The organism is Paenibacillus cellulositrophicus, assembly GCF_009363095.1.
Classification (GTDB): Bacteria; Bacillota; Bacilli; order Paenibacillales; family Paenibacillaceae; genus Paenibacillus_AQ; species Paenibacillus_AQ favisporus.
The window spans coordinates 3872276-3895801 of the sequence record NZ_CP045295.1 but is presented as its reverse complement, the minus strand read 5'-3'; the positions used below and the strand labels follow the sequence as shown (position 1 = coordinate 3895801).

The 23526-nt window shown below is 50.7% G+C and carries 23 protein-coding genes, 1 pseudogene and 1 other annotated feature (1 of these 25 running past the window's edge); of the genes and pseudogenes, 13 read left to right on the top strand and 11 right to left on the bottom strand.

Annotated elements, in window-relative coordinates; all coding sequences use genetic code 11:
- Nucleotides 1–101: 101 nt before the first annotated feature.
- Nucleotides 102–482 carry a hypothetical protein gene (locus GCU45_RS17435; protein WP_244364121.1) on the top strand — a complete coding sequence of 127 codons (381 nt, stop codon included), beginning with the start codon at nucleotides 102–104 and terminating at the stop codon, nucleotides 480–482.
- 198 nt (nucleotides 483–680) lie between these two features.
- Here GCU45_RS17435 and mqo read toward each other — a convergent pair whose 3' ends face one another.
- Nucleotides 681–2189 (bottom strand): malate dehydrogenase (quinone), encoded by a 1509-nt coding sequence (gene mqo, locus GCU45_RS17430; protein WP_152399772.1) that lies wholly within the window; start codon nucleotides 2187–2189, stop codon nucleotides 681–683.
- A 455-nt stretch (nucleotides 2190–2644) separates the two neighbouring features.
- Here mqo and GCU45_RS17425 point away from each other — a divergent pair, with 455 nt between their 5' ends.
- Nucleotides 2645–3136: a pyridoxamine 5'-phosphate oxidase family protein gene (locus tag GCU45_RS17425; protein WP_152399771.1), complete on the top strand. Its 492-nt coding sequence runs from the start codon at nucleotides 2645–2647 to the stop codon at nucleotides 3134–3136.
- 82 nt (nucleotides 3137–3218) lie between these two features.
- On the opposite strand, the gene GCU45_RS17420 is transcribed toward GCU45_RS17425, so the two are convergent.
- Nucleotides 3219–3572: a winged helix-turn-helix transcriptional regulator gene (locus tag GCU45_RS17420; RefSeq protein WP_152399770.1), complete on the bottom strand. Its 354-nt coding sequence runs from the start codon at nucleotides 3570–3572 to the stop codon at nucleotides 3219–3221.
- Between the two features lie 119 nt (nucleotides 3573–3691).
- Here GCU45_RS17420 and GCU45_RS17415 point away from each other — a divergent pair, with 119 nt between their 5' ends.
- The 3 genes from GCU45_RS17415 to GCU45_RS17405 all read left to right on the top strand — a co-directional run bounded on the left by GCU45_RS17415 (nucleotide 3692) and on the right by GCU45_RS17405 (nucleotide 5666).
- Complete coding sequence (locus tag GCU45_RS17415; protein WP_152399769.1) at nucleotides 3692–4111, top strand: YybH family protein; 420 nt, start codon at nucleotides 3692–3694, stop codon at nucleotides 4109–4111.
- 111 nt (nucleotides 4112–4222) lie between these two features.
- Nucleotides 4223–5296 (top strand): hypothetical protein, encoded by a 1074-nt coding sequence (locus tag GCU45_RS17410; RefSeq protein ID WP_152399768.1) that lies wholly within the window; start codon nucleotides 4223–4225, stop codon nucleotides 5294–5296.
- A gap of 85 nt (nucleotides 5297–5381) precedes the next feature.
- Nucleotides 5382–5666, top strand: a complete 285-nt coding sequence (locus GCU45_RS17405) for an RICIN domain-containing protein (RefSeq protein WP_244364119.1) — start codon at nucleotides 5382–5384, stop codon at nucleotides 5664–5666.
- Between the two features lie 116 nt (nucleotides 5667–5782).
- On the opposite strand, the gene GCU45_RS17400 is transcribed toward GCU45_RS17405, so the two are convergent.
- Nucleotides 5783–6139 carry a winged helix-turn-helix transcriptional regulator gene (locus GCU45_RS17400; protein ID WP_145948194.1) on the bottom strand — a complete coding sequence of 119 codons (357 nt, stop codon included), beginning with the start codon at nucleotides 6137–6139 and terminating at the stop codon, nucleotides 5783–5785.
- A 164-nt stretch (nucleotides 6140–6303) separates the two neighbouring features.
- On the opposite strand from GCU45_RS17400, the gene GCU45_RS17395 reads away from it, so the two are divergent.
- Nucleotides 6304–6894 (top strand): NAD(P)H oxidoreductase, encoded by a 591-nt coding sequence (locus GCU45_RS17395; protein WP_152399767.1) that lies wholly within the window; start codon nucleotides 6304–6306, stop codon nucleotides 6892–6894.
- Between the two features lie 138 nt (nucleotides 6895–7032).
- Entirely contained in the window at nucleotides 7033–7389 is a 357-nt protein-coding gene (locus GCU45_RS17390; RefSeq protein ID WP_152399766.1) for a hypothetical protein, read from the top strand.
- Nucleotides 7390–7503: 114 nt separating this feature from the next.
- On the opposite strand, the gene GCU45_RS17385 is transcribed toward GCU45_RS17390, so the two are convergent.
- Nucleotides 7504–8094 carry a TetR/AcrR family transcriptional regulator gene (locus GCU45_RS17385; protein ID WP_152399765.1) on the bottom strand — a complete coding sequence of 197 codons (591 nt, stop codon included), beginning with the start codon at nucleotides 8092–8094 and terminating at the stop codon, nucleotides 7504–7506.
- Between the two features lie 197 nt (nucleotides 8095–8291).
- Here GCU45_RS17385 and GCU45_RS17380 point away from each other — a divergent pair, with 197 nt between their 5' ends.
- The gene (locus GCU45_RS17380; RefSeq protein WP_152399764.1) at nucleotides 8292–9035 is read left to right on the top strand and encodes an SDR family oxidoreductase; all 744 of its coding nucleotides are present in this window, start codon (nucleotides 8292–8294) and stop codon (nucleotides 9033–9035) included.
- A gap of 19 nt (nucleotides 9036–9054) precedes the next feature.
- Nucleotides 9055–9213, top strand: a pseudogene (locus GCU45_RS17375) (ABC transporter ATP-binding protein); the annotation flags it as partial.
- A gap of 106 nt (nucleotides 9214–9319) precedes the next feature.
- Here the strand turns inward: GCU45_RS17375 and GCU45_RS17370 are convergent.
- Nucleotides 9320–13186 carry an S-layer homology domain-containing protein gene (locus tag GCU45_RS17370; RefSeq protein WP_152399763.1) on the bottom strand — a complete coding sequence of 1289 codons (3867 nt, stop codon included), beginning with the start codon at nucleotides 13184–13186 and terminating at the stop codon, nucleotides 9320–9322.
- A 453-nt stretch (nucleotides 13187–13639) separates the two neighbouring features.
- Here GCU45_RS17370 and GCU45_RS17365 point away from each other — a divergent pair, with 453 nt between their 5' ends.
- Entirely contained in the window at nucleotides 13640–13996 is a 357-nt protein-coding gene (locus tag GCU45_RS17365; protein ID WP_152399762.1) for a DUF8817 family protein, read from the top strand.
- On the top strand, nucleotides 13996–14397 hold the full coding sequence (locus tag GCU45_RS17360; RefSeq protein ID WP_152399761.1) for a DUF8817 family protein: 402 nt from the start codon (nucleotides 13996–13998) through the stop codon (nucleotides 14395–14397). Before GCU45_RS17365 ends, GCU45_RS17360 begins: the two co-directional genes overlap by 1 nt.
- A gap of 67 nt (nucleotides 14398–14464) precedes the next feature.
- Here the strand turns inward: GCU45_RS17360 and GCU45_RS17355 are convergent, their stop codons facing one another.
- Nucleotides 14465–15604 carry a 5-methyltetrahydropteroyltriglutamate--homocysteine S-methyltransferase gene (locus GCU45_RS17355; RefSeq protein WP_152399760.1) on the bottom strand — a complete coding sequence of 380 codons (1140 nt, stop codon included), beginning with the start codon at nucleotides 15602–15604 and terminating at the stop codon, nucleotides 14465–14467.
- Nucleotides 15605–15848: 244 nt separating this feature from the next.
- Here GCU45_RS17355 and GCU45_RS17350 point away from each other — a divergent pair, with 244 nt between their 5' ends.
- On the top strand, nucleotides 15849–17126 hold the full coding sequence (locus tag GCU45_RS17350; protein ID WP_152399759.1) for an MFS transporter: 1278 nt from the start codon (nucleotides 15849–15851) through the stop codon (nucleotides 17124–17126).
- A 130-nt stretch (nucleotides 17127–17256) separates the two neighbouring features.
- On the opposite strand, the gene GCU45_RS17345 is transcribed toward GCU45_RS17350, so the two are convergent.
- The 4 genes from GCU45_RS17345 to GCU45_RS17330 form a co-directional block, all read right to left on the bottom strand.
- Complete coding sequence (locus GCU45_RS17345; protein ID WP_152399758.1) at nucleotides 17257–17919, bottom strand: nitroreductase family protein; 663 nt, start codon at nucleotides 17917–17919, stop codon at nucleotides 17257–17259.
- A 133-nt stretch (nucleotides 17920–18052) separates the two neighbouring features.
- Nucleotides 18053–18457, bottom strand: a complete 405-nt coding sequence (locus GCU45_RS17340) for an RrF2 family transcriptional regulator (RefSeq protein WP_145162361.1) — start codon at nucleotides 18455–18457, stop codon at nucleotides 18053–18055.
- A 459-nt stretch (nucleotides 18458–18916) separates the two neighbouring features.
- Nucleotides 18917–19837, bottom strand: coding sequence for an alpha/beta hydrolase family protein (locus tag GCU45_RS17335; RefSeq protein WP_152399757.1), 921 nt, complete (start codon nucleotides 19835–19837; stop codon nucleotides 18917–18919).
- 63 nt (nucleotides 19838–19900) lie between these two features.
- Entirely contained in the window at nucleotides 19901–20653 is a 753-nt protein-coding gene (locus tag GCU45_RS17330; protein ID WP_152399756.1) for an SDR family oxidoreductase, read from the bottom strand.
- 226 nt (nucleotides 20654–20879) lie between these two features.
- On the opposite strand from GCU45_RS17330, the gene GCU45_RS17325 reads away from it, so the two are divergent.
- A complete protein-coding gene (locus GCU45_RS17325; RefSeq protein WP_152399755.1) occupies nucleotides 20880–21341 on the top strand; it encodes a MarR family winged helix-turn-helix transcriptional regulator in 462 nt (153 codons plus the stop codon).
- Between the two features lie 243 nt (nucleotides 21342–21584).
- Here GCU45_RS17325 and leuA read toward each other — a convergent pair whose 3' ends face one another.
- A complete protein-coding gene (leuA, locus tag GCU45_RS17320; protein WP_152399754.1) occupies nucleotides 21585–23252 on the bottom strand; it encodes a 2-isopropylmalate synthase in 1668 nt (555 codons plus the stop codon).
- A 76-nt stretch (nucleotides 23253–23328) separates the two neighbouring features.
- Nucleotides 23329–23526, bottom strand: a binding site (T-box leader) (it continues 66 nt past the right edge of the window).

Below are 23526 nucleotides of genomic sequence, written 5' to 3'. Positions count from 1 at the left end.
TATTTGTAAATCGTAGACGGATCCCCCTGCGCTGCATTAAGCTTAATATATAATACTTGGGGCCATTTACCTGAATTATATTAAAAATGGAAGCGAGGTGCATGCCATTGACGACAATTGTTATGATCATCATTATCTTTTCGTTACTTACCGCCTCACTGACGATCACATTTGCCATCAAGACAGTAACCCGTCAACGTAAAGGGCTATCGCAGCGAAAAACCATCCTCACAAACGGCACATCCGCGCAAGCCGTCATCCATTCCATTCAGCAAACGAACGCGCAGCTCGATAATCAACCGGAGGTGCTGCTTGATTTAACCGTCACCAAGCCGGATGGCGAATCTCATCATACCATCGTCAAAACGTTTATCCCGATCGTGAATATTCCCTCCTTTCAGAAAGGCTGCGTCGTTGAAGTGAAGTATATGACGATCGCAGGCGAGCCAAAGTTTGAAGTCGTCGGTGCTTACGTTCCTTGACCGGCGTCCTCTGCAAATGCAGAACGGCCCTCATCCCTTGAAACTCAGGGTGAAGGCCGTTTTATTTAAGATTATAGAATTTATAAATTTCAGCGAAGCTGAACCATTCTATAATCGCAAGAAAAACTTCAGTTAAACGCGGTCTGTCTTCTTTGAAGGTACGTCGATAGACGTTTTTCTTATCATATATCGCTATATTTACATCACGTTGGCCGAATGCAATCCACGGTTGAGACCGAGCGTGCGTGCCGTCGACGTATGAATTTCGCGGATCAACCCCGGATTTTTCATCAAAGGCGCACCATAAGACGGAATCATTTCCCGAAGCTTCGGCTCCCACGCCTTCGCATGCTGAGGGAAGCATTTTTCGATGACCTCGAGCATGACGGAAACGGCGGTGGAGGCCCCCGGAGAAGCCCCCAGCAGGGCAGCAATGGTTCCGTCCGAGGCGGTCACGACTTCCGTACCGAACTGAAGCGTGCCTTTGCCGCCAGCTTCCGTATCTTTGATGACCTGCACGCGCTGGCCGGCCACCAGCATATCCCAATCCTCGCTCTTGGCGTTCGGGATGAACTCACGCAGCTCTTCCATACGTTTTTCCTTCGACAGCATCACCTGCTGGATCAGGTACTTGGTCAGCGACAGGTTTTTGGCGCCTGCAGCCAGCATCGTGAGCACATTGTTCGGCTTGACCGAACCCAGCAAATCGAACATGGAACCGGTCTTCAGGAACTTTGGCGAAAAGCCCGCAAACGGCCCAAAGAGCAGCGACTTCTGATTGTCGATAAAACGGGTGTCCAAATGCGGAACCGACATCGGCGGCGCACCTACTTTGGCCTTGCCGTACACCTTGGCATGGTGCTGCGCTACCACTTCCGGATTGTTGCACACCATAAAGAGTCCGCTTATCGGGAATCCGCCGATATGCTTCCCTTCCGGAATGCCGGATTTCTGAAGGAGCGGAAGGCTTCCGCCGCCACCGCCGATAAAGACGAACTTCGCCGTATGGCGTTCGACGCTGCCGCTGCTCAAATTGCGTATTTTCAATTCCCACGCGCCATCGCTGGTGCGTTTAATATCGTCCACACTGTGTTTGTAATGAATACCAACGTTTTTGCTCTTCAAGTGCTCAAACAGCATACGCGTTAAAGCGCCAAAGTTGACGTCCGTTCCCGAGTCCATTTTGGTGGCCGCGATCGGTTCATCCGAGGTCCGGTCCTTCATAATGAGCGGAATCCATTCCATCAGTTTTTTCGGATCGTCGGAGAATTCCATCCCTTGAAACAGCGGGTTTTTGGACATCGTCTCAAAACGTCTCTTCAAAAATGCCACATCTTCTTTCCCCTGAACCATACTCATATGGGGGAGCGGCATAATAAAATCCTGCGGATTGCGAATCAAATTACTTTTGACAAGATAAGACCAGAACTGCATGGAAACCTGAAATTGCTCGTTGACGCTAATCGCTTTGCTGATATCTATGGAACCATCCGGATTCTCGGATGTGTAGTTCAGCTCGCACAAGGCGGCATGCCCCGTTCCTGCGTTATTCCATTCGTTCGAGCTTTCCTCGCCCGGGCTTGCCAGCTTCTCAAACACTGTAATTTTCCAGTTCGGTACTAATTCTTTCAACAGTGTCCCCAAAGTCGCACTCATGATACCGGCACCAATTAAGATAACGTCTGTTTCGGTTTGTCTGTTGCTCATAATTACCGTCCTTACACGCTAGTATTTGAAGAAAAGATGTAGGCGCTCTCAAGAGGCAAGCCAGAGTGCGACCCGGTTATCCACCTTTTCTGATGAATGATTACCTAATTCATAGTATAGCACTATTCTGTGGACTGTTAAATGATTGTCGTGCGTATAACTCGGAAATAGACAAAAAACCAAAGGCCATCGCCCGGCAGCATACCGGAATCGCGGCATTGGTCAAGGGATAGTCTCCTAATCTAATGAATTTGCCCACTCCTCTGCGGTAAGCCGCCCGGCCTGCTTCGGAAAAATCTTCTCGGTCAAGACGCGATGAACCTCGGGGGTCTAGGTATAGGCCTGCTCATAAAGGGATTCAAATCAGGAGTGGAATCAGACAAATTCTCTTGGTTTGGCAGCGTATAAATAAGTGTAATACTAATAAAAACACACACTAGGAAAAGGTGAACAAAATGACAAATCCAACTTCGGATAATCAAGAAGCGATCGAGAAAGTACGCGATTTGATTAAGGGCATCGACACGGCCATGCTGACGACCGTTTCGGAAGAAGGTCTGGTTTCGCGTCCCATGAAGACCCAGGACATCGAATTCGACGGCGACCTGTGGTTCCTGACCAAGAAAGACACTGAGAAGTTCCATGAACTGCTGCAAAACCGGCAGGTCAACGTGGCCTATGCCGGCAAGTCCTTCGTCTCCATCCGCGGTGAAGCCGAGCTGGTCAACAGCACCGAAAAGCTGAAGGAATTGTGGAACCCCGTTTACGAGCAGCTGCTGGAAACGAACTATGACGATCCGAACCTCGTTCTCATCAAGGTGCAGGCCGAAGCGGCCGAGTACTGGGATGCCGGCAACAAGTTCAAAATGGCCAGGTTCCTGTTCCGCAGACTGATGGGTAAAAGCAACGAAGGCACCAATATGAATCGAACTGTGGAATTGGATTAGGATAGAAAAACGGACGCCGGTTGAGAACCCGCGTCCGTTTTTATTTTCAGATCACAGTGCAGTTACATCGACATGACTCGACTCAGCTTGGCGGATCACCAGCCGCCTCCTGCTTTTGCTGTGAAATATAGTGCTCTCCCACTTTCATGATCTGCTCCAAAATGGGCTCCAAACGCTGGCCAAACTCCGTCAGCGAATATTCAACTTTTGGCGGCACGGTCAAAAATGCATTTCGCTGTACGATACCGCCTTCTTCCAACTCGCGCAGCTGCGTCGTCAGCACATGCCTGGAAACGCCGGGAATTCGCCGGTGGAGCTCGCCGAAACGGCACGTTTGCTGAAGCAGCTCGTAGATAATCTTCGGTTTCCATTTCCCGTTGATCAGCTGCAGTCCCACATCTACCGGACAACCAAATGTTCCATCCTGATAAGGCATCTTTTCCTCCTGCTGGTCAGGTTTTTATGACTAAGTCATCTATTTCTGCGTACTTCAATACCGGTGAAGGATCGTATAAGCTACCTGTATATTTCCATTATACGAAAAGAGGCGATCTTATGAAGCCACCGGCGCACTTCAATCCGGTCATGCGGCCGGAGGATATGAATGCAGCTTTTGCCGAGGCCTTCAACTCCGGCGATATCAACGCACTGCTTTCGTTATACGAACCAAACAGCATTTTGATAAACCCGGCCGGCGAGTTTGACCAAGGAATCGAAAAAATCCGCGGAACGCTCGAGGATCTGCTGCAGTTGCAGGGCCGCATGACGTCCAGGAACATTTACTGCATTCCGTTCGAAAATATCGCTTTGCTGCGTGCCCATTTCATCCTTCATACACGGGATGGGAACGGCAACCCGGCTCAGGTTGAAGGACATACGTCCGAAGTGATAAGACGCCAAACCGACGGAAGCTGGCGGTATATCGTAGACCACCCTTCGGGCTCTGAACTTTTGGAACGAATACGATCAGGCTGAGGATGTTTCGCAGGAGGTTATGCCCGCTTCATGTCGAAAACCTCTAAAGCAGCCTGTTAGCGGCCAACACGCGAATGCAAGAGAATGATTAAGGAACCGAGGAACAGACAAATGACACGTCAATCGCTATTTAACGAATATTTGAATATCAAATTCAATAGAGAATTCGAGCTTGAGCAAACGGAGGGCTTTGAATACGGCCTTTTCGAAGATGACAGCGCCGAGTTATTTTTTGCCGGTCATGATGACAAACCGTTTGTGGAATGGGCAGACGCATTACAGCCGAAAGATCCCCGGTACACGGCTAACCCCGACTGGAAGCCGCTGCTCTCGGGTTACTTTCCGGACCTCGATGTCTACGATGAGCAGATCCTCTATTTTCTCCTGTATACGATCAATTCGACGACGTCCGTTGCCAGTCCCCATCCTTACCGTGCAATGAATGATTTCATGAAACATTACAGTTTATTTCAATTGGGACAGTTGACAGATGCGGCCCGGTTGAATGATGTGCAGAAAGAGCAGCTAAGGGACTTTTTCTTCTTTTTCTACCTTTATGCCCACCCGGTTAATGAGGGAACCCTGTACGGCTTTTCATTCCGCGGCCGGGATTTGGTTCATACGAAAACGGGTATCCGCGTAGAGCGCTATTTTTCCTTATACCACGATTACTACTGCGACAAGCACGATGAGTATAAGGATCGATTGCTAATCACTCCGCACGAAATTCAGGCCGGTAAACATCTCACGCTGGAGCTGCTAAGATCGATTGAGGGTAAATCATCCAAACTGCTTATGCCTTCAGAAGAAGGGTTTGAGACCGTATTCCGTCTGATCAATGATGTGGATGAGCTGCTCCGGTTTCACTCGGAACATCAAACAAGATTTTTCGATTTGCTGAGAGACGCTCTCTTGGATGCCGGAACCAACCCGTATCGAGAGTACGGCTTCCGCATGCTGCTTCAGAATTATGTCTGTTATATCCTTTATTTTCAGTTTCATGACATTCATGATTTGGTCGATCATCTCAAGGACACCCCGTTAGTATGCGAAAAAATCGTCAACATGCTCTTTGCGGACGCCATTTTTATTCAGAAAATCATGCGGCAGCACCGGATCGATATCGCCGAGTATCAGGACGTAACCGGATTTTTTGGTAAAGAGGCCCGGGAGATGTATTTGTAGGGAATGTCTGCAGCTTCAGCAATGGTCAGACAACAATGCAACAGCCCAGCAATCGGTTGCCGATGATCTGGGGACTTACAACAACGTGTACAGGCTGCAAGGCGTCAGCTCGGCCGACCAAAAAGTCATGGATATCCGAAACGGGACGAAGAACAACGGCGAAGCGGTCCAACTCATGCAGGATCTGGGGAATACCGCACAGCAGTTCAGATTGATCAAACTGAGCAATGGGTACTGGAGCATCCTCAATGTAAACAGCAACAAGGCCGTCGAGGTTGCCGGAGCCTCCTCAGCGGATGGAGCGAAGCTTCAGCAAAATCTCTACCGGGGCGATCTGAACCAGCAATGGCAGCTGGTGAAAATCAATTAGTGTTTGATATGGCATATCCTGATGATGTTTCACTAAAAAACGAGCGCGAGCCTTCATCGGCCAACGCTCGTTTTTTAGATTTCCGGGACGCTAAGTCATCTGGGGCAATCTTCTCCTCATTCCGAACAGGAAGACCTCCAATCACGCAGATTCATATACTTCTCGCCCCACTCATCCAATTGATCCAATATCAATTTCAGCGACTTTCCCAGCTCGCTTAGTTCGTAGACTACTTTCGGCGGAACCTGATTGTAAGACGTTCTCGTTACGATACCGTCTTCCTCCAGCTCCTTGAGCTGCTGGATCAGCATTTTTTGCGTAATCTCGGGAATTGCCTTTTTTAATTCGCTCGTTCTTTGCGGTCCGTCCCCACAGTTCAAATGGCATAAAATCAATAGCTTCCATTTTCCCCCGATCACCTGAAGCGTCGCCTCTGCGGGGATGTTAAACGTCCGTGTGGTCTGCATTTCCATGGGATTACCACCCTCCTGTCGATTCCGATGAACGATTACTTTCCGGTGAGCATATCACTTTAAAGTGTCTATATCACAAAAAAGTAAGTACTTCCCATTTATCACAGCATACCTGATAATTTTACCGTACTCTTACGAAATTTGAGAGAGGGAAGGTGACATCGATGAAAATTTTGACGGTTGTATCGCATCCGCGGGCGAACTCCTTAACCTTTTCCGTGACAGAGAAATTTATCCAGGGACTTGCCGACGCCGGGCACGAAACCGAGGTGCTGGATCTGCATCGCAGCGGCTTTAATCCCGTGTTGTGGGAAGCCGACGAGCCGGATTGGTCTTCGGATCACAAAGTCTATTCGCCTGAGGTGGAAGCGGAGATCGCACGCATGAAACGGCATGACGCGCTCGCCTTTATTTTCCCGATATGGTGGTACGGCCTGCCGGCGATGCTGAAAGGATATATCGACCGGGTATGGAACAACGGGTATGCTTATGGCGCAAGTCACCTGCATCATCAACAAGTGCTGTGGCTTGGTCTGGCGGGAGCCCCGAAAGAGCACTTCGAGAAGAGGCAGTACGATACATTGCTCTCCCAGCTTCTAAACGTCGGCATAGCCGATTACTGCGGAATCTCGAACAGCCGGGTTGAGATCCTATACGATACGCTGGATTCCAGGCCGGAAGTTTTCGATAACCTCCTGACGCGAGCTTATCATTTGGGACGGCATTACGACAACGTTTCAGAGGCTGTGAATTAATCGGGGAGCGCTGCGGAAATCCGGGTCCGACTCGAAATGAAATGTACTGCCTTTGCCATGGTGGTATGGCCTGCAGTGCCGTGTCCAAGCTCACCCTCTATGAATATGTTGTAGGAATTTCATTAGAGAGGTGAGACCATGATTCAACTTAGCGGGATTGTAGGCGGAAAAACGCCGGTCAAAGTAGGGCCGCGGAAAACGCTGCTACTGCAGCAAATCGTCATCCGGGTGAAAAAGGGAAGAAAATTGGTATTAAATAACCTCAATTTTTTGTTCAATAATGAAGCCTTTGCGATTAAAATCGAGGCCCAGCCGTCTCCGGGAAAGTTTGTTGCCCGAGGCGGTGCCGGGGATTTAACGCCAAACAAAGTGTTATTTAACAACAACACCAGCGAAGATCAAACCATTTTCCTCTTGGTCAGCGCCGTGAATACCTCGAGAACCTCCACGGAGCTCAGCCGCTCGGATAGCTGGCGTATGACTCTCAAGCGGTGATTATTCAGGTTGCGGTGGAGAGACGAACGAAGTTTGAGAAAGCGGTATTCAGCCCTTTCCGGCCATTGGCCGGATGGGGCTTTTTCTTATCCAGGACGCCTCCTCTGAAACATTTTAAACTGTACAATAAATGTCGTGACGCTTGAGCAGCTTCATGGCTTGCTCCGCCATCATTGCGGGCGGATGCGGCATCTGGTTCGCAATCCACCATTCTACCGTTCCAACGAATGCTGAAGCCGTAAACTGAAGCGTGACTTCCGGATCCATGCCTCGGTTGGCTCCCTCCATATCGATCTGCTTCTGGATCAAGGTCTTCGTAATCCCCAGCATACATTCGCGAAACGCGACCGTATTTTGACTGGATAGCATGGAAGAGAAAAACAGAAAATGATCCTCGAAATAAGCGAACAGCGATTTCAGCGCTTCCGTTGCTTCGAATAGATCCGTTACTTTTTGCTGGAAAGACTTGTTGAGCGAGCAAGCCGTAACCATTTGGTTCAAATGATCTTCGATACATTTGTCGAGCAGATCGTATTTATCTGCATAATGAAGATACACCGTTGCCCGGTTGATGTTTGCCCGTTCGGCAATATCGTTTATGGTAATCCGATCGAACGCCTTCTCTGAGAACAGTTCCACGAACGCTCGATTGATGGCTTCCTTTGTTCTTGTAATGCGCCGGTCTTTTTTGACTTTAGCCTCCATGGATCGGTTACCTCCCTATAGTTAATTGACAATATTAATATGAATGTCGCGTATCATACGGATCCTAATGATTTAACGATTGAATCCATTCCTTCTCTCTATATAATATTAATCAACGGACGTTAAATAAACAACACGTGTAGTGAAATGCTGTCGACAGCGCGATACAATAAATTATTATTGGGAGACGATGACCCATGGAAAATATAAAATCGAAAGTAGTTATTTTGACCGGAGCGACCGGCGGAATCGGTGAAGCGACAGCAAAACTGCTCGCCCAGCACGGAGCCAAGCTCGTATTGGCTGCCAGAAGTGAAGATCGGCTGCAATCTCTTGCCGACGATATCATAAAGAGCGGCGGAGAAGCGATTGTCCTGCCGACCGACGTGAGCTCAGCACGTGGGATGCAGGAATTAGCGCAGGCTGCACTGCAAAAATACGGGCGGATCGACGTGCTGATCAACAATGCCGGTATTATGCCCAATTCCTGGTTGAACGAATTGAAGATCGACGATTGGGACCGCATGATCGACGTGAACATCAAGGGAGTATTGTACGGCATCGCCGCGGCTTTGCCAGCGATGAGGGAGCAGCAAGCGGGGCATATCGTCAACATTTCTTCGCTTATGGGGCACAAGGTCGTTCCGGTAACGGCCGTGTACAGCGCCACTAAGCATGCCGTGCGGGCGATCACTGAAGGACTGCGTCAGGAGGAATCACCGACTTCGCGCATCCGGACCACCAACATCTCTCCAGGGATGGTGGCAACGGAAACGGCGATCCGTGTTCTTCCACCCGAGTACCAAGATGCCGTTGCGCCAGGGAGCGGGATGGCACTATCACCAGACAGCGTCGCCAGAGCCGTTGCCTACGCCATCAACGAGCCTGATGATGCAGCTATAAACGAAATCACGATTCGGCCAACCATGCAAGAAATCTGAAAACGGACCGTCCTCGCATGGAGCTCTTATGGCTGAGGGTGCGCCATCCAGGGTGATTACCAACACGCTTGTTAAGGACATTTTCGGACTCGATTGCATGGTGATCGAGGATCCCGTATCGGGCTCTCCCTTGGTCGTACCTAAAGGGCGGCATCATGCGGGTCAAGTTGGCGAGTGAATCAGGAAAAGGCTTAGCTGCAACCTCAAAGAGGAACTCAATTTCCGCATAAAAAACAACCATTGACGACTTCCAGGTCATCAATGGTTGTTTTTTTGTTGGTGTATTATTTGTCGATCAAGTTGGTCACTTTCAGCATTCTAGCGACCAAGGCCGCGACCTCGGCACGCGTCATTTGCGCTTTCGGACTAAGCACTTCCGGTCCGTTGCCTTGAATGATTCCCGCCGTAATCAGTTGGGCCACATCCGCTTTGGCCCATGCTGATACATTTGCCCCATCCGCGTAACGTGCCAGTGTAGCTGTAGTAGTCTCCTGTCCAGGCACTGCTTCGGATTGAACCAAACGGTAAGCGCGGGCAATCATCGCAAAGCCTTGCTCTCTCGTGATTTGCTGATCGCCTTTAAAGTTGCCGTCATCATAGCCACGAACGATATCAAATTCATTCGCAATCGCTACAGCATCTTTGTACCAAACCGAAGTCGGCACATCGTAGAAATTTGCCTGCGGCGCATCTTGACGCTTTAAGCCAAGACCCGTAACCACAATCTCTGCAAACTCAGAGCGCGTTACGCTGCGGTTCGGCGAGAACGTGTTATCCCCGTTCCCCTTCAAGTCCAGTCTGGCAGCAATGTTGTTGACGTCCCCTCTACCCCAATGGTATCTGACATCCTCAAAATCCTGAGGGTTCCAGATGACCGAGTAGGTTCCGCTGCTGCGCAGATCATTGATCAGTGCATAATAACGGTTATCGATCTTCGTGACCACCGTCGGCACGTGGAATACGCTGCCATCCGGGTTGATCACGACGCCCGTCGTAATCCGGTTCGGATCGATGCCTTCCGGAAGCGCGATGTATTTCTTCGCATATCCATTCAACTGACCGGATCTTACGGTGTTGCCGTCTTTTGTGAAGGTCAAGTCCAGATCGACCGGAGTAGTGAGCAGCTCATACCCCCCTGCTGCCGCCTTGTTCTTGGCGTTATCGATCAGGGTAGCCGAAGAGCGAGCGATACCGACATGTACAGCGATATCGTTAAGTGCAGCGTCACCGAGCTGCTTGGACACGCCATTCAAATCCATTTTGCCGCCTGGTACCGGATAAATCGCAAGCGGATTGCTGATGTCAAGGCTTGCCCCTTTGTCAGCCAGTTGTTTCAAGGTGTCTGCCGTCAGGCCGTCCACTTTAAGATCGCCCTCGTTTGGCGAGTGAATGGCCAGCTGCTGCCCTGTACCTTGCGTGAGCGTCTGAATCAGCTTGTTGGCATCTACTTGAACTGCGGTTTGCTTGTCACCGGTCTTTTTCGATGTAGCAAACGTGCTGCTGCCACCATTCAAGGTAGTGACGAGATTATCCTTTGGCACTGGTGCCGTGGATGGTGTAGTAGGTTCAGGTGCAGACGTGCTTCCTCCACTCGTGTTTCCGCCGGTACTGGATTGTCTCGTTACGGTCAGCGTATACGAGGTAGTTCTACCGTTTGCCGTCACTTGAACGACAATCTCGTTTTTCCCTTCATTCAATGACAGACTATCGCTTGCTTTTGCATTCACTGCATCGATCCAGGTACCACCGTTGAGTGAAATCTCAATTTTCGCGTTCGGATCCATGCCGGCGAGCGAATCTAATGTTGGTATGAGGTACACGCCGTTCGTTACCGTATAAGCAGTGTAGCTATACGTATTTTCATTAAAAGCCGGAGACAACCCTATCGCCGCTCCATTCGAATCCTTTAACTCAAGGTTGGTGAGCAGTGGAGACTTGTCCGCTGACGTATCTACAACAAACGTCTTGGAGGCAGTCGACACTTTTCCATCCTTTACCGCCCTTGCATCAACCGTGTACTGTCCATCAGGCAATTCTTTCGATGGGATGAAGCTCCAGTTTCCATTGCTGTCGACCTCCACTTCAAACGTATCGATCACATTGCCGCTTTCATCCTTCAAATCAACGGTAACCTGCGCATCCGGCTCCGCTATACCTTTAATTTCCGGGTTTGACACCGTTACTTTCTCGCCGCTAGGTTCAATAATGGTTAACTCAGGATTAGTAGCAGACACTGTCAGCGTTTTTGTCTCTACCGCTTCCTTGCTGCCTTTGACAGCCGTGACCTCAACCGTGTAGCCGCCATCCTCCAAGTCTACACCTGGAGTGAATGACCAGTTGCCGCTATCATCGACAGTGGCCGGTCCACCTGCGTTCGGAACCTCATTGCCTTGTGCATCTTTAATAACAACCGCAACCTCTGAGCCAGGCTCAACCGTCCCTTTAATCTCCGGTTTACGGACAATTACGGTTCCGCTTTCAGGTGCGGTAATTTTCAGGCTCTCGGAAAATGAATCTTCCAAAGCGTTTCTTGCGGTTTCCAGAGCTTCCCGTGCAGCATTCACTTCTGCTTGCGTTGCTTCCTCTTTACCCAGAACTGCTAACGCAGCGTCCCGCTTCTCCTTGTACACTGCCCAGCTTTCCGGAGTATAGTCTGTCTCGGTTAAGCCGTTGAACAGATCTACCTCTGTCTGCAGAGCTTCTGTGTCTACCACGTTCAACCCTAATGTTAGAGGGACAGTCGTTACGCCATTCTTAACCAGCGTCGCTTCCAGTATATAGTCGCCGCTTTTCAGCTTGGTCGAAGGCGTAAAGCTCCATGTTCCGTCATCTTTCACCGTAACCTCTGCTTCAATGACTGCAGACGGATCCGATGCACTTACCAGCTTAAGTTTTACCGTTGCACCCGGAGTGCCCAGCCCATTTACAGTTGGCGTTGTACTAACAATCTGTCGATCTGTAGGTTGTGTTACCTTAAGATCAACTGGGGTCAGTACAATTTTTTTTGTGCCTTCTTCGTATGCAACAGCAGCTGTCGAGGTTTTGTCGGATACGAAATAAGTTGAATCCGTTACCGATGCCGTGTAGCCGTCCGCACCGATCGCAAGGTCAACGATAGGACTCGCATCGTTAGGCATGATATTCGCGTAAACGCCAACTTTAGATCCAGGTTCCATAGCCCCTATCAGGGTCAAATAAGCACTGTTTCTTGCGGCGATATTTTTCAAGAATACGTTGCGCTGCTCCACAGAAGAATTCAGGTTATTGTATACATAGGCCGTTCCACCAAAGTCGAAACGAGCTTGGGATGCTTGACCTCGCATAAAAACGGCAACATTCCCGATTGTTTGTCCGGTTTCGTCCGTTTCAGTCCCTAACAATTTATTATCCTTTATTTCTCCACCTGTCATTCGAAAGCGGGGAGAACTAGCTGAGCCGATTCCGACAATAACACCGTTACTGTTTGAAGAAATTTCATTTCCGCTAATAATGCCGCCCTCAATTACTAGTTTACCGCCTGTGCCGGCCCCCATTAACGAAGGCGGGTTGTTTGCTATTGTACCCATCACCCTGTTGTCATAAATCTTTGTGCCATCTTGTATAGTGACCGTCGTGTTGCCAGTTGAAAATACAACGCCTCCATGAGCGCTTCCAGATCCTTCTACAATATGGTTTTTAATCTCAGAGTTCTTAAAAAAGACGTTACCGCCCGAAACATATATCTCATATAACTTAGAAGTACTAACATTATTACCGTCTATAGTCACATTATCGAATGTAATATTTCCACCGCTACTTTGTATCAAGGAGCTACTAGCGAAGCTAGCGTCACGAATGATTGAAAAGGTGCTGCCTTCAGCGGATTTTATGGTTATGGTTTTTCCTGAAGCATTAATAGTCAACGTCTGCGTCAAAGTGACGTCACTCAAGAGAACGATATCCCCCGAAGTGCCGACCATAGAAAGCGCCTTCTCGATTGTCTTAAAAGGCGATTCGGAAGTTCCTGTGTTATTAGTATCATCACCGTTAGTATCTGATACGTAGAAAACATCGTCCGCTGCACTTACTGACGGAACAAACACGGATGATATCATTGGCAACATCATCACGAAGACTAGGAATGACATCCGTACTGTTTTTATGATCTTCAATTTTTATTTACCCCCTACCTTATGATCTTCCCGTCGGTTCTTAATGTTTCATTCAATTTCTGTAGAGGAAGTCGTGTCCCTAACATTGGACGGGTTTCAGCTATGTACAACATGTTTTAAGTGATCTGTGTCTTATCTCCTTGCTGTCCTTGCCAAAATTAATACATGAATTTCACCACCAGTCTCTGAAATGTTGAGTTTTATCGCTTTATGTCTGATTCGGTACTTTCATGGCGCCTTTTGGCATTATATAGCGCAGCTCTGAATATTTTCTGAATCAGCCTAAACATAGAGAGAGTCTGAATTATTAATCCCGAATGACTCTTTAGGAATAAACATTTATATAGACAAGCTCTGCCGACACTTATGGAACGATTCAATCTAGGCTCCAGCGATAATGCACTGAAACTTTAGCATTTGCATGAATGTTGTACTATAAGGGGGGAAATCGGGTTGAAAAGACCTTTGAACAAGGAGGTTATTCATTTGAAAACCAAGCGTTCCGTAACCGCAATCCCCATTTTTCCTAGCAAATCGATTGACGAGCAGTTGGATTTCTACCAAGCATTAGGCTTCGAAGTGACCTATCGGCAGGCCAAACCAAACCTGTACGCCTGCGTCCGACATCGCATCGTCGAACTGCACTTCTTCGTACTCAAGACATTGGATCAGGCTAATTCCTACAGCTTGTGTTATGTCCATGTTCCTGACGTAGACGCCGTTTACCAAGAGTTCAGCAGCAATCTCAAAAACGGATCGGGAAAGTCCCGATCAAGGGCTTCCCTAGAATCTCCAAACCGCACAACCTGATGGAAGACCGCAGATTCAATCTCATTGATCCTGCCGGCAACCGTTTGTTGATTGGAGCACAACACACCGCCCCTCAATCCACTGTTGACAGGACCACCCATTTCGCACGCGCGTTCGAAACCTCGTACCGGCTGATGTACGCCAAAGACGAACCGGCGGCTGCAGCCAAAGTGCTGGATCTTGCCCTTTCGAAGGCTGAAGATGTCACGGTAACGCTCCGATATCGAGCATACGTATTGCGTGCCGATATAGCTGTCTCCATGAATGAACGGGACACGGTGAGAACTTTTATCCGAGAAGCTGAGCGGCTGCGGTTATCTGATACGGAACTTGAAGAGGTGAAGGAGGAAAGGGGGAAATTAAACGAGCTTCGAGTGGACTTGGAGGACCTGAACGACTGATAAGAAAAAAAAGCCGTCCGGATCACCATCCATACGGCTAATATCGGCGTTATTGTCAACTTCTCGATTACTTCCAGATCTCTTCAGCGATCTCTTTAATAAAAGCAAGCTTGCGCCATTGCTGCTCCTCGGTCAGGTGATTGCCTTCTTCCGTGGAGGCGAAGCCGCACTGCGGACTCAGGCAAATCCGGTTCAGATCGACGTACTGTGTCGCTTCCTCGATCCGTTTCAGGATGTCCGCTTTATTTTCCAGCTCACCGAATTTGGAAGAGAACAGCCCCAGCACGACCTGCTGATTGTCCTTCAAGAAACGAAGCGGCTTGAAATCGCCTGCCCGCTCGGTATCGAACTCCAGATAGTAGCCGGAGTAGTTATCGATACCCAGGAGCGTTTGCGCGATCGGCTCGTAGCCTCCTCCAACTCCGGCGTAAGTCGATACATAATTACCGCGGCATACATGCGTGGTGACGATGAGATCTTCCGGAAGACCCGATACCACTTCCTCATTCAATCTTGCAAATTCATTTGCATACTCCGCCACGTTGACGCCAGCCTGTTTCATGAAGGCCATAAACTGTTCGTCGCAAAGCGCTCCCCACGTGCAATCGTCGATTTGGAGGCTGCGGCAGCCGGCTTCATAGAGTGCAAGGATCGCTGCTTTGTAAGCTTTGGCAATACTCGTAACAAGCTCTTCCCGATTCGGATAGATGGCTTGCGTGCTCTCCTGATTTTCTGCCCGGTCCAGCTCGAACAGGAACTGCGCGGCGGCAGGAATGGATTGACGCGCAACGACGTCTTCGCCTGCAGCCTCTTTTAAAAACGCATAATGCGATACAAACGGATGGCTGCTGTAACCCACTTTACCGGTCAGGCGGGCGGTTTCGGGTCTGGACTGTGCACCGTTAAATTGGTAGCCTTGATCAACAATGGTCCGCTCTACGCCATCCAAGCCCCAGAAGAAGTCCAGATGCCACCAAGAACGGCGGAATTCGCCGTCGGTGACCGCTTGAAGCCCTACTTCTTTTTGCTTCTGTACGAGCTTGATGATCTCGGCGCTCTCTACTTCTCTCAGCTGCTCAGCGGTGATTTCACCGTTCTGGAATTGGGCTCTGGCTTCTTTCAACGCTTGGGGGCGCAAAAAGCTGCCGACGATATCATATCGAAACGGAGTAACGGTTCGCTTTGTAGGTTTGGTTTGTGTGCTCATCGGCTAATCTCCTCGGAAAATAATATTAAAATCACTATAGCATATCCCCTTGGGTATAACGTTCTACTAAAAGGTTATAGCCTGTTATAGCTATTAACTATATCTGATTTTCTTTTTCCAGGAGGCTCTGTGCTTGCCCTATTAGGTGTCTTTCCTTCATTGTAAAAAACTTCAAGTTCCCGTATCCTTAATCTTGTTACAAGCATTTTGCGTCATGCACGTAGGAATGGAGACTATAACCGCCATGAAATCATCCTTCTTAACCCGGCCTTTCTATTTTCTGTGGACCACCCAGACAGCGGCAAACGCCGCGGATGTGCTCTACATTATGGCGCTTACGGTGCTGGTGTTAAACCAGACCGAATCACTCATATCGGCGGCGTTTATGCCGCTGATGCGCAGCGGCGCCCAAATGCTGAGCGGCCTGATCGCGCCGCTGCTGTTGAACCGCTTCAAACTTCCAGCCCTGCTGCTCCTCTCGCAGACGGGCCAGTTTCTGCTGTTCGTAGGCTTGGCCGTTTACCTGCAGCTTACAGGAAAGGACGCTGTGTTTGTTCTTGTGTTTGCGCTGGTCTTCGCCATGTCCTTCCTAGACGGGTGGACGGTTCCCGCCCGCAACGCGCTTGTTCCGCGGCTCGTCGCACATGAGCAGGGCCTGCTCAAGGCCAACAGCTTGATCAGCGTCAGCGATCAGGTGGTACAGTTTGCCGGCTGGGGATTGAGCGGCGTTATTGTCGCCTTGCTTGGACCCAGTCCAACACTGCTGGTGACGGCCGTCGTCTACGGGCTGGCAGCGGCCTTTACACTGGGCGTCAAGGAGCCGGCCGAAGCCCATCTTGAACAGCAGCTGACCGATGCAGCGCCTGACGACAGCATAGCAGCGGCTCCAGCTTCCAGATGGCACACCTTGACCGAGGGCTGGAAAATCATCTGGCAAATGCCGCGCCTGCGGCTGCTGACCTTTATGGACATCATCGACATGCTGGGCGGTTCGGTATGGGTCGGTGCTTTTACGCTGGCCTTTGTTCAGACTGCGCTTGGCCAAGGCGAAGAGTGGTGGGGCTTCATTAATGCGGCATATTTTGCGGGGACGGTTGGCGGCGGACTGCTGGTTCTAGCCATTTCACGCGCCATCGGCAGCAGCCTTCTGGCCGCCATGCTGATCGGCATGGCGGGGTATGGCATCCTCACCGCCATATACGCCCTCAACACCCAGCCCTTTATCGCGCTCATTCTCGTGCTGCTGATGGGCCCATTCGCCGAGCTCTCGGTGATCAACCGTCGCACCTTGATTCAGCGCAGTGTTGACAAAGGGGTTCTGCCGAAAGTGCTGTCCGCCCAAGCCTCCTTGCTGAATCTGGTGTTCTGTATTTCGCTGCTCGTGATGGCTGCCCTTGCCGAATGGCTCGGGATTGTGAATCTATACTTGTTAGCAGCCGTCCTAACCTTGCTGGCGCTGGGAGTTGGCCTGATTGGCCGCCAGGCTTTCCGTAACGAATCTGCTCCCGGCGCACGAATGTAAATTCCGCTAAAAAACCACTCCATGATCCGGAGTGGTTTCTGTCTTTAATATGCTGATGGAACGGTATCGTCCAAACCGCTGAGATACAGTTCATATCCTCGGGTGTTTTTTTCATGCTTGAATGATGATATTATGCCTTAGGCATTTCGTTGTAGAAAGCGACATCCTCAATCGGTAATCTTAGCGTAGGGTGTCCAGGCTTTGCCGCCTTGCCGATGGCGATAAGCATAATAGGAGCGTATCTCTCCGGAATATCGAACGCCTCTACAAATTTGGCCTGGTCAAAGCCGCCCATCGGAACCGTATCATATCCTTTGGCACGGGCGACAAGCATAAGCTGCATAGATACCAATCCACTGTCAATAGCTACTTTTTGGAGAACAGTCTCCGGAGGCATGCTAGCGAACAACCCTTGGTAACGTTCCACAAACGATTTAGCCGTCTCTGCCGGCATGTACCCCGCATCGACCGCCATTCCGTAAATCTTCTCGGCCAATTTATAGCCTTCCAAATCTCCGAGTACCGCAATGACAGCCGAAGCCTCAATCACCTGCTGCTGATCAAAGGCGATCGGAAACAGTTTTTGCTTCAGCTCCTGCGAGTCGATGATGAGAAAACGCCACGGCTGCAGATTAGCGCCTGAAGGAGCCAGCACAGCTTGCTGCAGGATTTCGTTCATTTCTTCCCGCGAAATTTTTACTTCGGGATCATAGCTGCGGACGGACCGCCGTTCCTGAATAACGTTGAAAAATGGCTGCTGCTCCACCGTTTGGGACAATTGTGAAACGGACATGCTTCTCTCCTCCTCGTAATTACTGTGCTCAGTACAGGCACAGTATATCTTAAAATAAAATGCAGTCGGACCACCAACTGCAACTTACATGAACACAGTATATAACGTTTCGGCTCACATTGCAATCCAGTATTTATTCTTGCATCAAATCGGCTAACGTATGCTGCTTGAGCAGTTCAACCGTCTGATTCTGCACTTCTCCCATAATTGCTTCAAGCTTTTGTCGGCCCGAAGTGCAGTCCTCTTTAACCTCTGGTTCGCAGCAATCCGATTTTACAGCCAAATAGATATCCGCCAGCGTAATTTCATCCGGACGGCGCTTCAGATAGTAACCCCCATTTCGTCCCTCTCTCGCTTCAACCATTCCGTTATGCGTGAGCTGCGCCAATACTCTGCGGAGGAATGTGGCATGTGTTTGGACATCGCAGGCAATGGCCGCGCTGTTGAGCGTTCCTTCGCATTTGGCAAGCAAGATCAGGGCATGAACGGCAGTGGCGAAACGCGGCGGACCAATCTGGGCGCTCCGGTTAGATATCATTTAAATCCCTCCTGTTTACAGTGTATCGCAATCTCACAACCTATGTCTGCATCAGCAATACTTTCTTTTATCATATCAGTTCTTTCCTCAAACATAAAACTTGCGATTAACGGAGTGGATGTTTGCGGGATAAGGCAGGCGTCATGTTGATGTGTTTGGGTATCCCACCGAAAATGACGCCATTTTGCACTAATCCGGCAGGTTCCCGGATCTTGTCCCTACTTCGTACGATGACCGGACATTGTTGGTGCTCCCCCAAACTTTTGGTTTGTGGCAAGCTTCACAACCCCGCCCATAACGGCAAGTTTAAAGGCCATCCTTTTTAGGGATGGCCTTTGTGGTGTTGCATGTTTAACTGCCGTCCTGGTATGTTGCCCAGGCTCCTACATTCAAATGGATGCTCGCGGCCAGGTGGACCTGGCTTCATATGACTGTCAGGCGGGCAAGCCCATCAGGCCCTTACTTCGACTCGATACGGCCCAGCGGGCTGGCCCCTTCTTCCAGAGCCGCGCAGGCTGCCGCCCAGCTGGAATCTTCGACGCCAAGCGCGCTGCGAAGGTAAGCCCACGTGATTCGCTGAAGCAGGGCGACTCGTTCAGGGCTTTCGTCCGTCGTTTCCGTGGCGTTGTATCCAGTGATTCCACCGAGCGAGTGTTGTCCCCCAAAAAGGGTGAGCAGACTCTTGCTGCCCGGGCTCAGGAAGTACGGGTCAGTGAACCAGTCCGGCCCCCGGGTGGACAGCATGGACTGGTCCTCGTCTCCGGCTACCACGAGGGCCGGCGTGTTCATGTCCGCGAAGCCCGGATTCATGAAAGGGAAGTGCTCGGCCGCAAACGGACTCAAGTCAGCTCCGCCCTTGCCCGTCGTGGCAAGCAGCACGCCTGCCTTGATCCGCGAGTCGGACATGTCCTCTCCCGGCTGGCCGTCGGCATCAAGGACCCGCGCGCCGAGCAGCATGCTCGCTGTCTGGCCTCCCCAGGAGTGTCCGGCTACGGCAATGCGGCTGCGATCGAGGCGCCCGCTGAGGCCGGGTACGGAAGCTTCAATGAGATCAAGCTGGTCGAGGACTCGTTTCAGATCATCGACCCGAACGCGCCATATCAGCGGTGTACGGGGATCCTCAGGAGGAAGATTCAGCGTTTTCGAGTCGAGGTGGGTAGGTTGAATGACCACGAAGCCGTGAGCGGTCCAGAAGTCGACTAACGGGGCGTAGCCGTCCATCGACGAGCTATAACCGTGCGAGAAAACAATAATAGGCAGGTCGTGTCCCGTTGTGGGCGCAGACACCCGCACTTGCAGATCGTCACCCCGGTCCGGGGCTGATAGCACTACCGGTTTTACCGAGATGACTGGAGTAGGGGCATTAACGTTGATATCCATAAGTAAAGTTCCTTTCGTTGAGAGAGATTGGGTTTTGGTTTGGATCAACCATTAGAAGCTGCATTACCACGGGAGTGGGCCGTCCTCGTTCGAAAACGTGCCTGTCGGACCGTTCTCGTCGAGGAGCGCCAGGCGCACGGGTTCGCGTGCGCCCTGTTCGACGGTGCGCGTGCCCGCAAAGTTGTTGAGGTCCGTCCCGGTAAAGCCCGGGCATGCTGCGTTGACCTTGATGCCCGTCGACTCGAGTTCGATGGCGAAAGCAAGCGTCACGGCGTTGAGGGCGGTCTTCGACGGGCTGTACACGGCACCGAACATCGGGCGATGCGGATTGGCCGGGTCGGCGTTGAGCGTCAACGACCCCGCTTCGCTGGATACGTTGACGATGCGTGCCGCCGGCGCCTTACGCAGGAGCGGCAGCATCGCTTGGGTGACCGCGATAACGCCAAACACGTTCGTCTCGAACACCGCGCGTACCTCGTCAAGAGATGCGACGCTGGGCAGGCACGATTCCGCGATCTCCTCTAGCGGCCGGTCCGGATTGCCCGCATGCGAGATGCCGGCATTGTTCACGAGCACGTCGAGTCGGCCGAGCTCTCGGCGGATACGCTCTGCCGCGGCGTCGACGGAGGCCTGATTCGTGACGTCGAGCTGGAGGGCGCGTGCGTCCGGTCCTACACTTTTTGCCGCCTCTTCCCCATTCTTAAGGCTGCGCGACCCGACGAGTACGGTGAAGCCGTGTGCCGCGAGATCTTTGGCAATTTGAAGGCCGATTCCTTTGTTGGCCCCGGTAACCAGGGCGACGGGTTTATCCTGCATCTAAAAAATCTCCTTTCGTGCATTGAAGTATGGTATTTGTAAATGCTCCAGGCTGAAGCACCAACTTCGTATCCAGAATGGATCCTTGGGTTGATACGTCAACCTAATGGGTAAAAAACTTGGTTGCACCTCAACCCATCATGTGCGATTCACTTGGTTGATGCGTCAACCTGGTATCTACTGTAACATGTTGTGGTTGATGCGTCAACCATGATATGATGTTTCTATGGATAAGAACGAGCTGAATGAAGAAGAAATGCGAATATGGCATATGTGGAAGGGCTCTTTCCATACCATCTTCGGCCGCGTCATCAAAGAAATGTCCGAACAGACCGGACTATCGGAAGGTGATTATGGTGTTTTGGACCGGTTAGATCTGTTTGGGGACGGCAGCCTTCGCCAGCAGGAATTAGCCGACTCGATGGACTGGGATAAGAGCCGATTGTCGCATCATCTAACGCGGATGGAGAATCGCGGACTCGTGAAGAGGAAACCGCTGGACACGGATCGCGGCGTTCAAGTCATCATCACTCCCGCTGGACAATCAGCGTTGAAAGATGCCCGTCCCATCGTCTCCATGACAATACGCAAGCATTTTCTTGACCAATTAACCGATCAGGACAAGGAGTCGATTGCTAGGCTGTCGGAAAAAATAAAGTCTTCGTCTTGTAAAGCCCCGCCGCCTTGACCGCGTTTGTTGATGCTATTCGTGAAACAGATGACTACATCGATCAGTAAAGATCAGGCCCATCACCCAAATGGTGAAGGGGCCTTCTACTTTCTGTAAGCCCGAACCCCTCTCTAAGGTGACTATGGGCGAATAAACAAAAAAGGAGCTGCCCGCGGCAGCTCCTTTTCTTATGTGTGAGAGTACTCTCATCCTCTTTAGGTGGGGACGAAATGATCGAATTTCGTACTTAGCCGGAACCGATCAGTTGGTATTGCGGCTAAACTGATTCACGGCACTAAAGAGCGCTTTTACCGACGAAGTCATAATATCAACGTCAATGCCGCATCCCCAATATACACTGCCGTTGGAGGCCGTGATCCCGATGTAAGACACCGCTTGGGATTTCGAGCCTATTTCCAGAGCATGTTCCGTATAGACCAGATCGGAATAATCCAGCCCAAGCTCAGTTTGCAGCGCATTGCTGATCGCATCGAGTCTGCCGTTTCCGTTGCCGGCGATTTCCTTGACTTCGTTGCCGGTACGAATCGTGACGATCGTTTGGAAATCTTCGTTGTCCGTCATGCGGTACTTCACAAACTCAACAGGCGTTTGGATATTCACGTATTCCTTCAAGAAAATAGCGTAGATCTCCTCAGGCATCAGTTCTTTCTGCTGCTGATCCGATACGTTTTTAACGAAGTATCCGAAGTTTTCGCGCATTTTCGCCGGGAGGTCAAGTCCGTACTTCAGCTGCAGCACGTATCCGATTCCGCCTTTGCCGGACTGGCTGTTGATGCGGATAATGTCGCCTTCGTATTCCCTGCCGATGTCCATCGGATCAATCAGCAGATAAGGGACCGACCAATGCTGCGGATCCTTTTCCTCGCGCCATTTCATTCCTTTGGCAATGGCATCCTGATGCGAACCGGAGAACGCGGTGAATACCAGCTCGCCTCCGTAAGGATGTCTTTCGCCCACTCTCATTTTGGTCAGCCGTTCGTACACGGAGGCAATTGCCGGAATGTTCTCAAAATTCAGCTTCGGATCGACCCCGTGGGAGTACATGTTGAGCGCCAGCGTCACAATGTCCACGTTCCCCGTACGTTCCCCGTTTCCGAACAATGTGCCTTCGACGCGCTGAGCTCCGGCCAGCATGCCGAGCTCGGCGTCCGCCACGCCCGTGCCTCTGTCATTATGCGGATGAACCGACAGAATGACATGTTCCCGGAAGTTCAGATGCTCGCTCATATACTCGATCTGGCTGGCGTAGACGTGAGGCATCGACATGGATACCGTTGCCGGAAGATTGATGATGACCGGATTCTCTGCTGTCGGCTGCCATACGTCAAGCACGCTATTGCAGATGTTCAGCGCAAACTCGATCTCCGTGCCGGTGAAACTCTCCGGCGAATATTGGAACTGGAAGTTCCCTTCCGTCTCCTGCGCGCATTCCTTCAGCAGCTTGGCGCCGCTCACAGCGATATCGATAATCTCTTCCTTGGATTTGCGGAATACCTGCTCCCGCTGCGCCACGGAGGTGGAGTTGTACAGATGAACGACGGCTTTTTTCGCGCCCTTCAGCGATTCGAACGTTTTGCGGATGATGTGCTCTCTCGACTGGGTCAGCACCTGGATCGTCACGTCGTCCGGGATCAAATTCTGCTCGATCAATGTACGCAAAAAGGCAAATTCCGTCTCCGAAGCTGCAGGAAATCCGACCTCGATCTCCTTAAATCCGATATCCACAAGCAGCTTGAAGTATTCCAGCTTCTCCTCCAGATTCATCGGAACGATCAACGCCTGATTGCCGTCACGAAGGTCAACGCTGCACCAAATCGGCGCCTCCGTAATATATTCCTTCCGGGTCCAGTTCAGGCTGGTCTCCGGCGGCATAAAATATCCTCTGTCGTATTTGTTTACATTTTTCATGGATACCCTTCCTTTCGTCGATTCCTATGCTAATCTGCCAAAGATCGGAGGCGCAAAAAAAGCCTTTCATCTCCACTACAGAGACGAAAGACTTTAACATCTTACGCGGTACCACTCCGAATTCATGCCAACGCAGGCATGCACTCTACGGATACGGTTTGCATAAACAGACAAACCTGGATCCTCCTGATGATAACGGTCAGGCTCCGGCTCCACCTACTTTACCTGTTTCAGCGAGCAACTCCAAGGTGAGTTCCAATTTTCTCCACGGCTG

Excerpts from the sequence above, each read along its gene's own strand:
- GCU45_RS17425 (WP_152399771.1), top strand. The coding sequence starts at position 2,645 with ATGACAAATCCAACTTCGGATAATCAAGAAGCGATCGAGAAAGTACGC.
- mqo (WP_152399772.1), bottom strand. The coding sequence starts at position 2,189 with ATGAGCAACAGACAAACCGAAACAGACGTTATCTTAATTGGTGCCGGT.
- GCU45_RS17350 (WP_152399759.1), top strand. The coding sequence starts at position 15,849 with ATGAAATCATCCTTCTTAACCCGGCCTTTCTATTTTCTGTGGACCACC.
- GCU45_RS17345 (WP_152399758.1), bottom strand. The coding sequence starts at position 17,919 with ATGTCCGTTTCACAATTGTCCCAAACGGTGGAGCAGCAGCCATTTTTC.
- GCU45_RS17380 (WP_152399764.1), top strand. The coding sequence starts at position 8,292 with ATGGAAAATATAAAATCGAAAGTAGTTATTTTGACCGGAGCGACCGGC.
- GCU45_RS17325 (WP_152399755.1), top strand. The coding sequence starts at position 20,880 with ATGGATAAGAACGAGCTGAATGAAGAAGAAATGCGAATATGGCATATG.
- GCU45_RS17335 (WP_152399757.1), bottom strand. The coding sequence starts at position 19,837 with ATGGATATCAACGTTAATGCCCCTACTCCAGTCATCTCGGTAAAACCG.
- GCU45_RS17400 (WP_145948194.1), bottom strand. The coding sequence starts at position 6,139 with ATGGAAATGCAGACCACACGGACGTTTAACATCCCCGCAGAGGCGACG.
- GCU45_RS17420 (WP_152399770.1), bottom strand. The coding sequence starts at position 3,572 with ATGCCTTATCAGGATGGAACATTTGGTTGTCCGGTAGATGTGGGACTG.
- GCU45_RS17410 (WP_152399768.1), top strand. The coding sequence starts at position 4,223 with ATGACACGTCAATCGCTATTTAACGAATATTTGAATATCAAATTCAAT.
- GCU45_RS17390 (WP_152399766.1), top strand. The coding sequence starts at position 7,033 with ATGATTCAACTTAGCGGGATTGTAGGCGGAAAAACGCCGGTCAAAGTA.
- GCU45_RS17385 (WP_152399765.1), bottom strand. The coding sequence starts at position 8,094 with ATGGAGGCTAAAGTCAAAAAAGACCGGCGCATTACAAGAACAAAGGAA.
- GCU45_RS17355 (WP_152399760.1), bottom strand. The coding sequence starts at position 15,604 with ATGAGCACACAAACCAAACCTACAAAGCGAACCGTTACTCCGTTTCGA.
- GCU45_RS17435 (WP_244364121.1), top strand. The coding sequence starts at position 102 with ATGCCATTGACGACAATTGTTATGATCATCATTATCTTTTCGTTACTT.
- GCU45_RS17395 (WP_152399767.1), top strand. The coding sequence starts at position 6,304 with ATGAAAATTTTGACGGTTGTATCGCATCCGCGGGCGAACTCCTTAACC.
- leuA (WP_152399754.1), bottom strand. The coding sequence starts at position 23,252 with ATGAAAAATGTAAACAAATACGACAGAGGATATTTTATGCCGCCGGAG.
- GCU45_RS17415 (WP_152399769.1), top strand. The coding sequence starts at position 3,692 with ATGAAGCCACCGGCGCACTTCAATCCGGTCATGCGGCCGGAGGATATG.
- GCU45_RS17340 (WP_145162361.1), bottom strand. The coding sequence starts at position 18,457 with ATGATATCTAACCGGAGCGCCCAGATTGGTCCGCCGCGTTTCGCCACT.
- GCU45_RS17360 (WP_152399761.1), top strand. The coding sequence starts at position 13,996 with ATGGAAGACCGCAGATTCAATCTCATTGATCCTGCCGGCAACCGTTTG.
- GCU45_RS17330 (WP_152399756.1), bottom strand. The coding sequence starts at position 20,653 with ATGCAGGATAAACCCGTCGCCCTGGTTACCGGGGCCAACAAAGGAATC.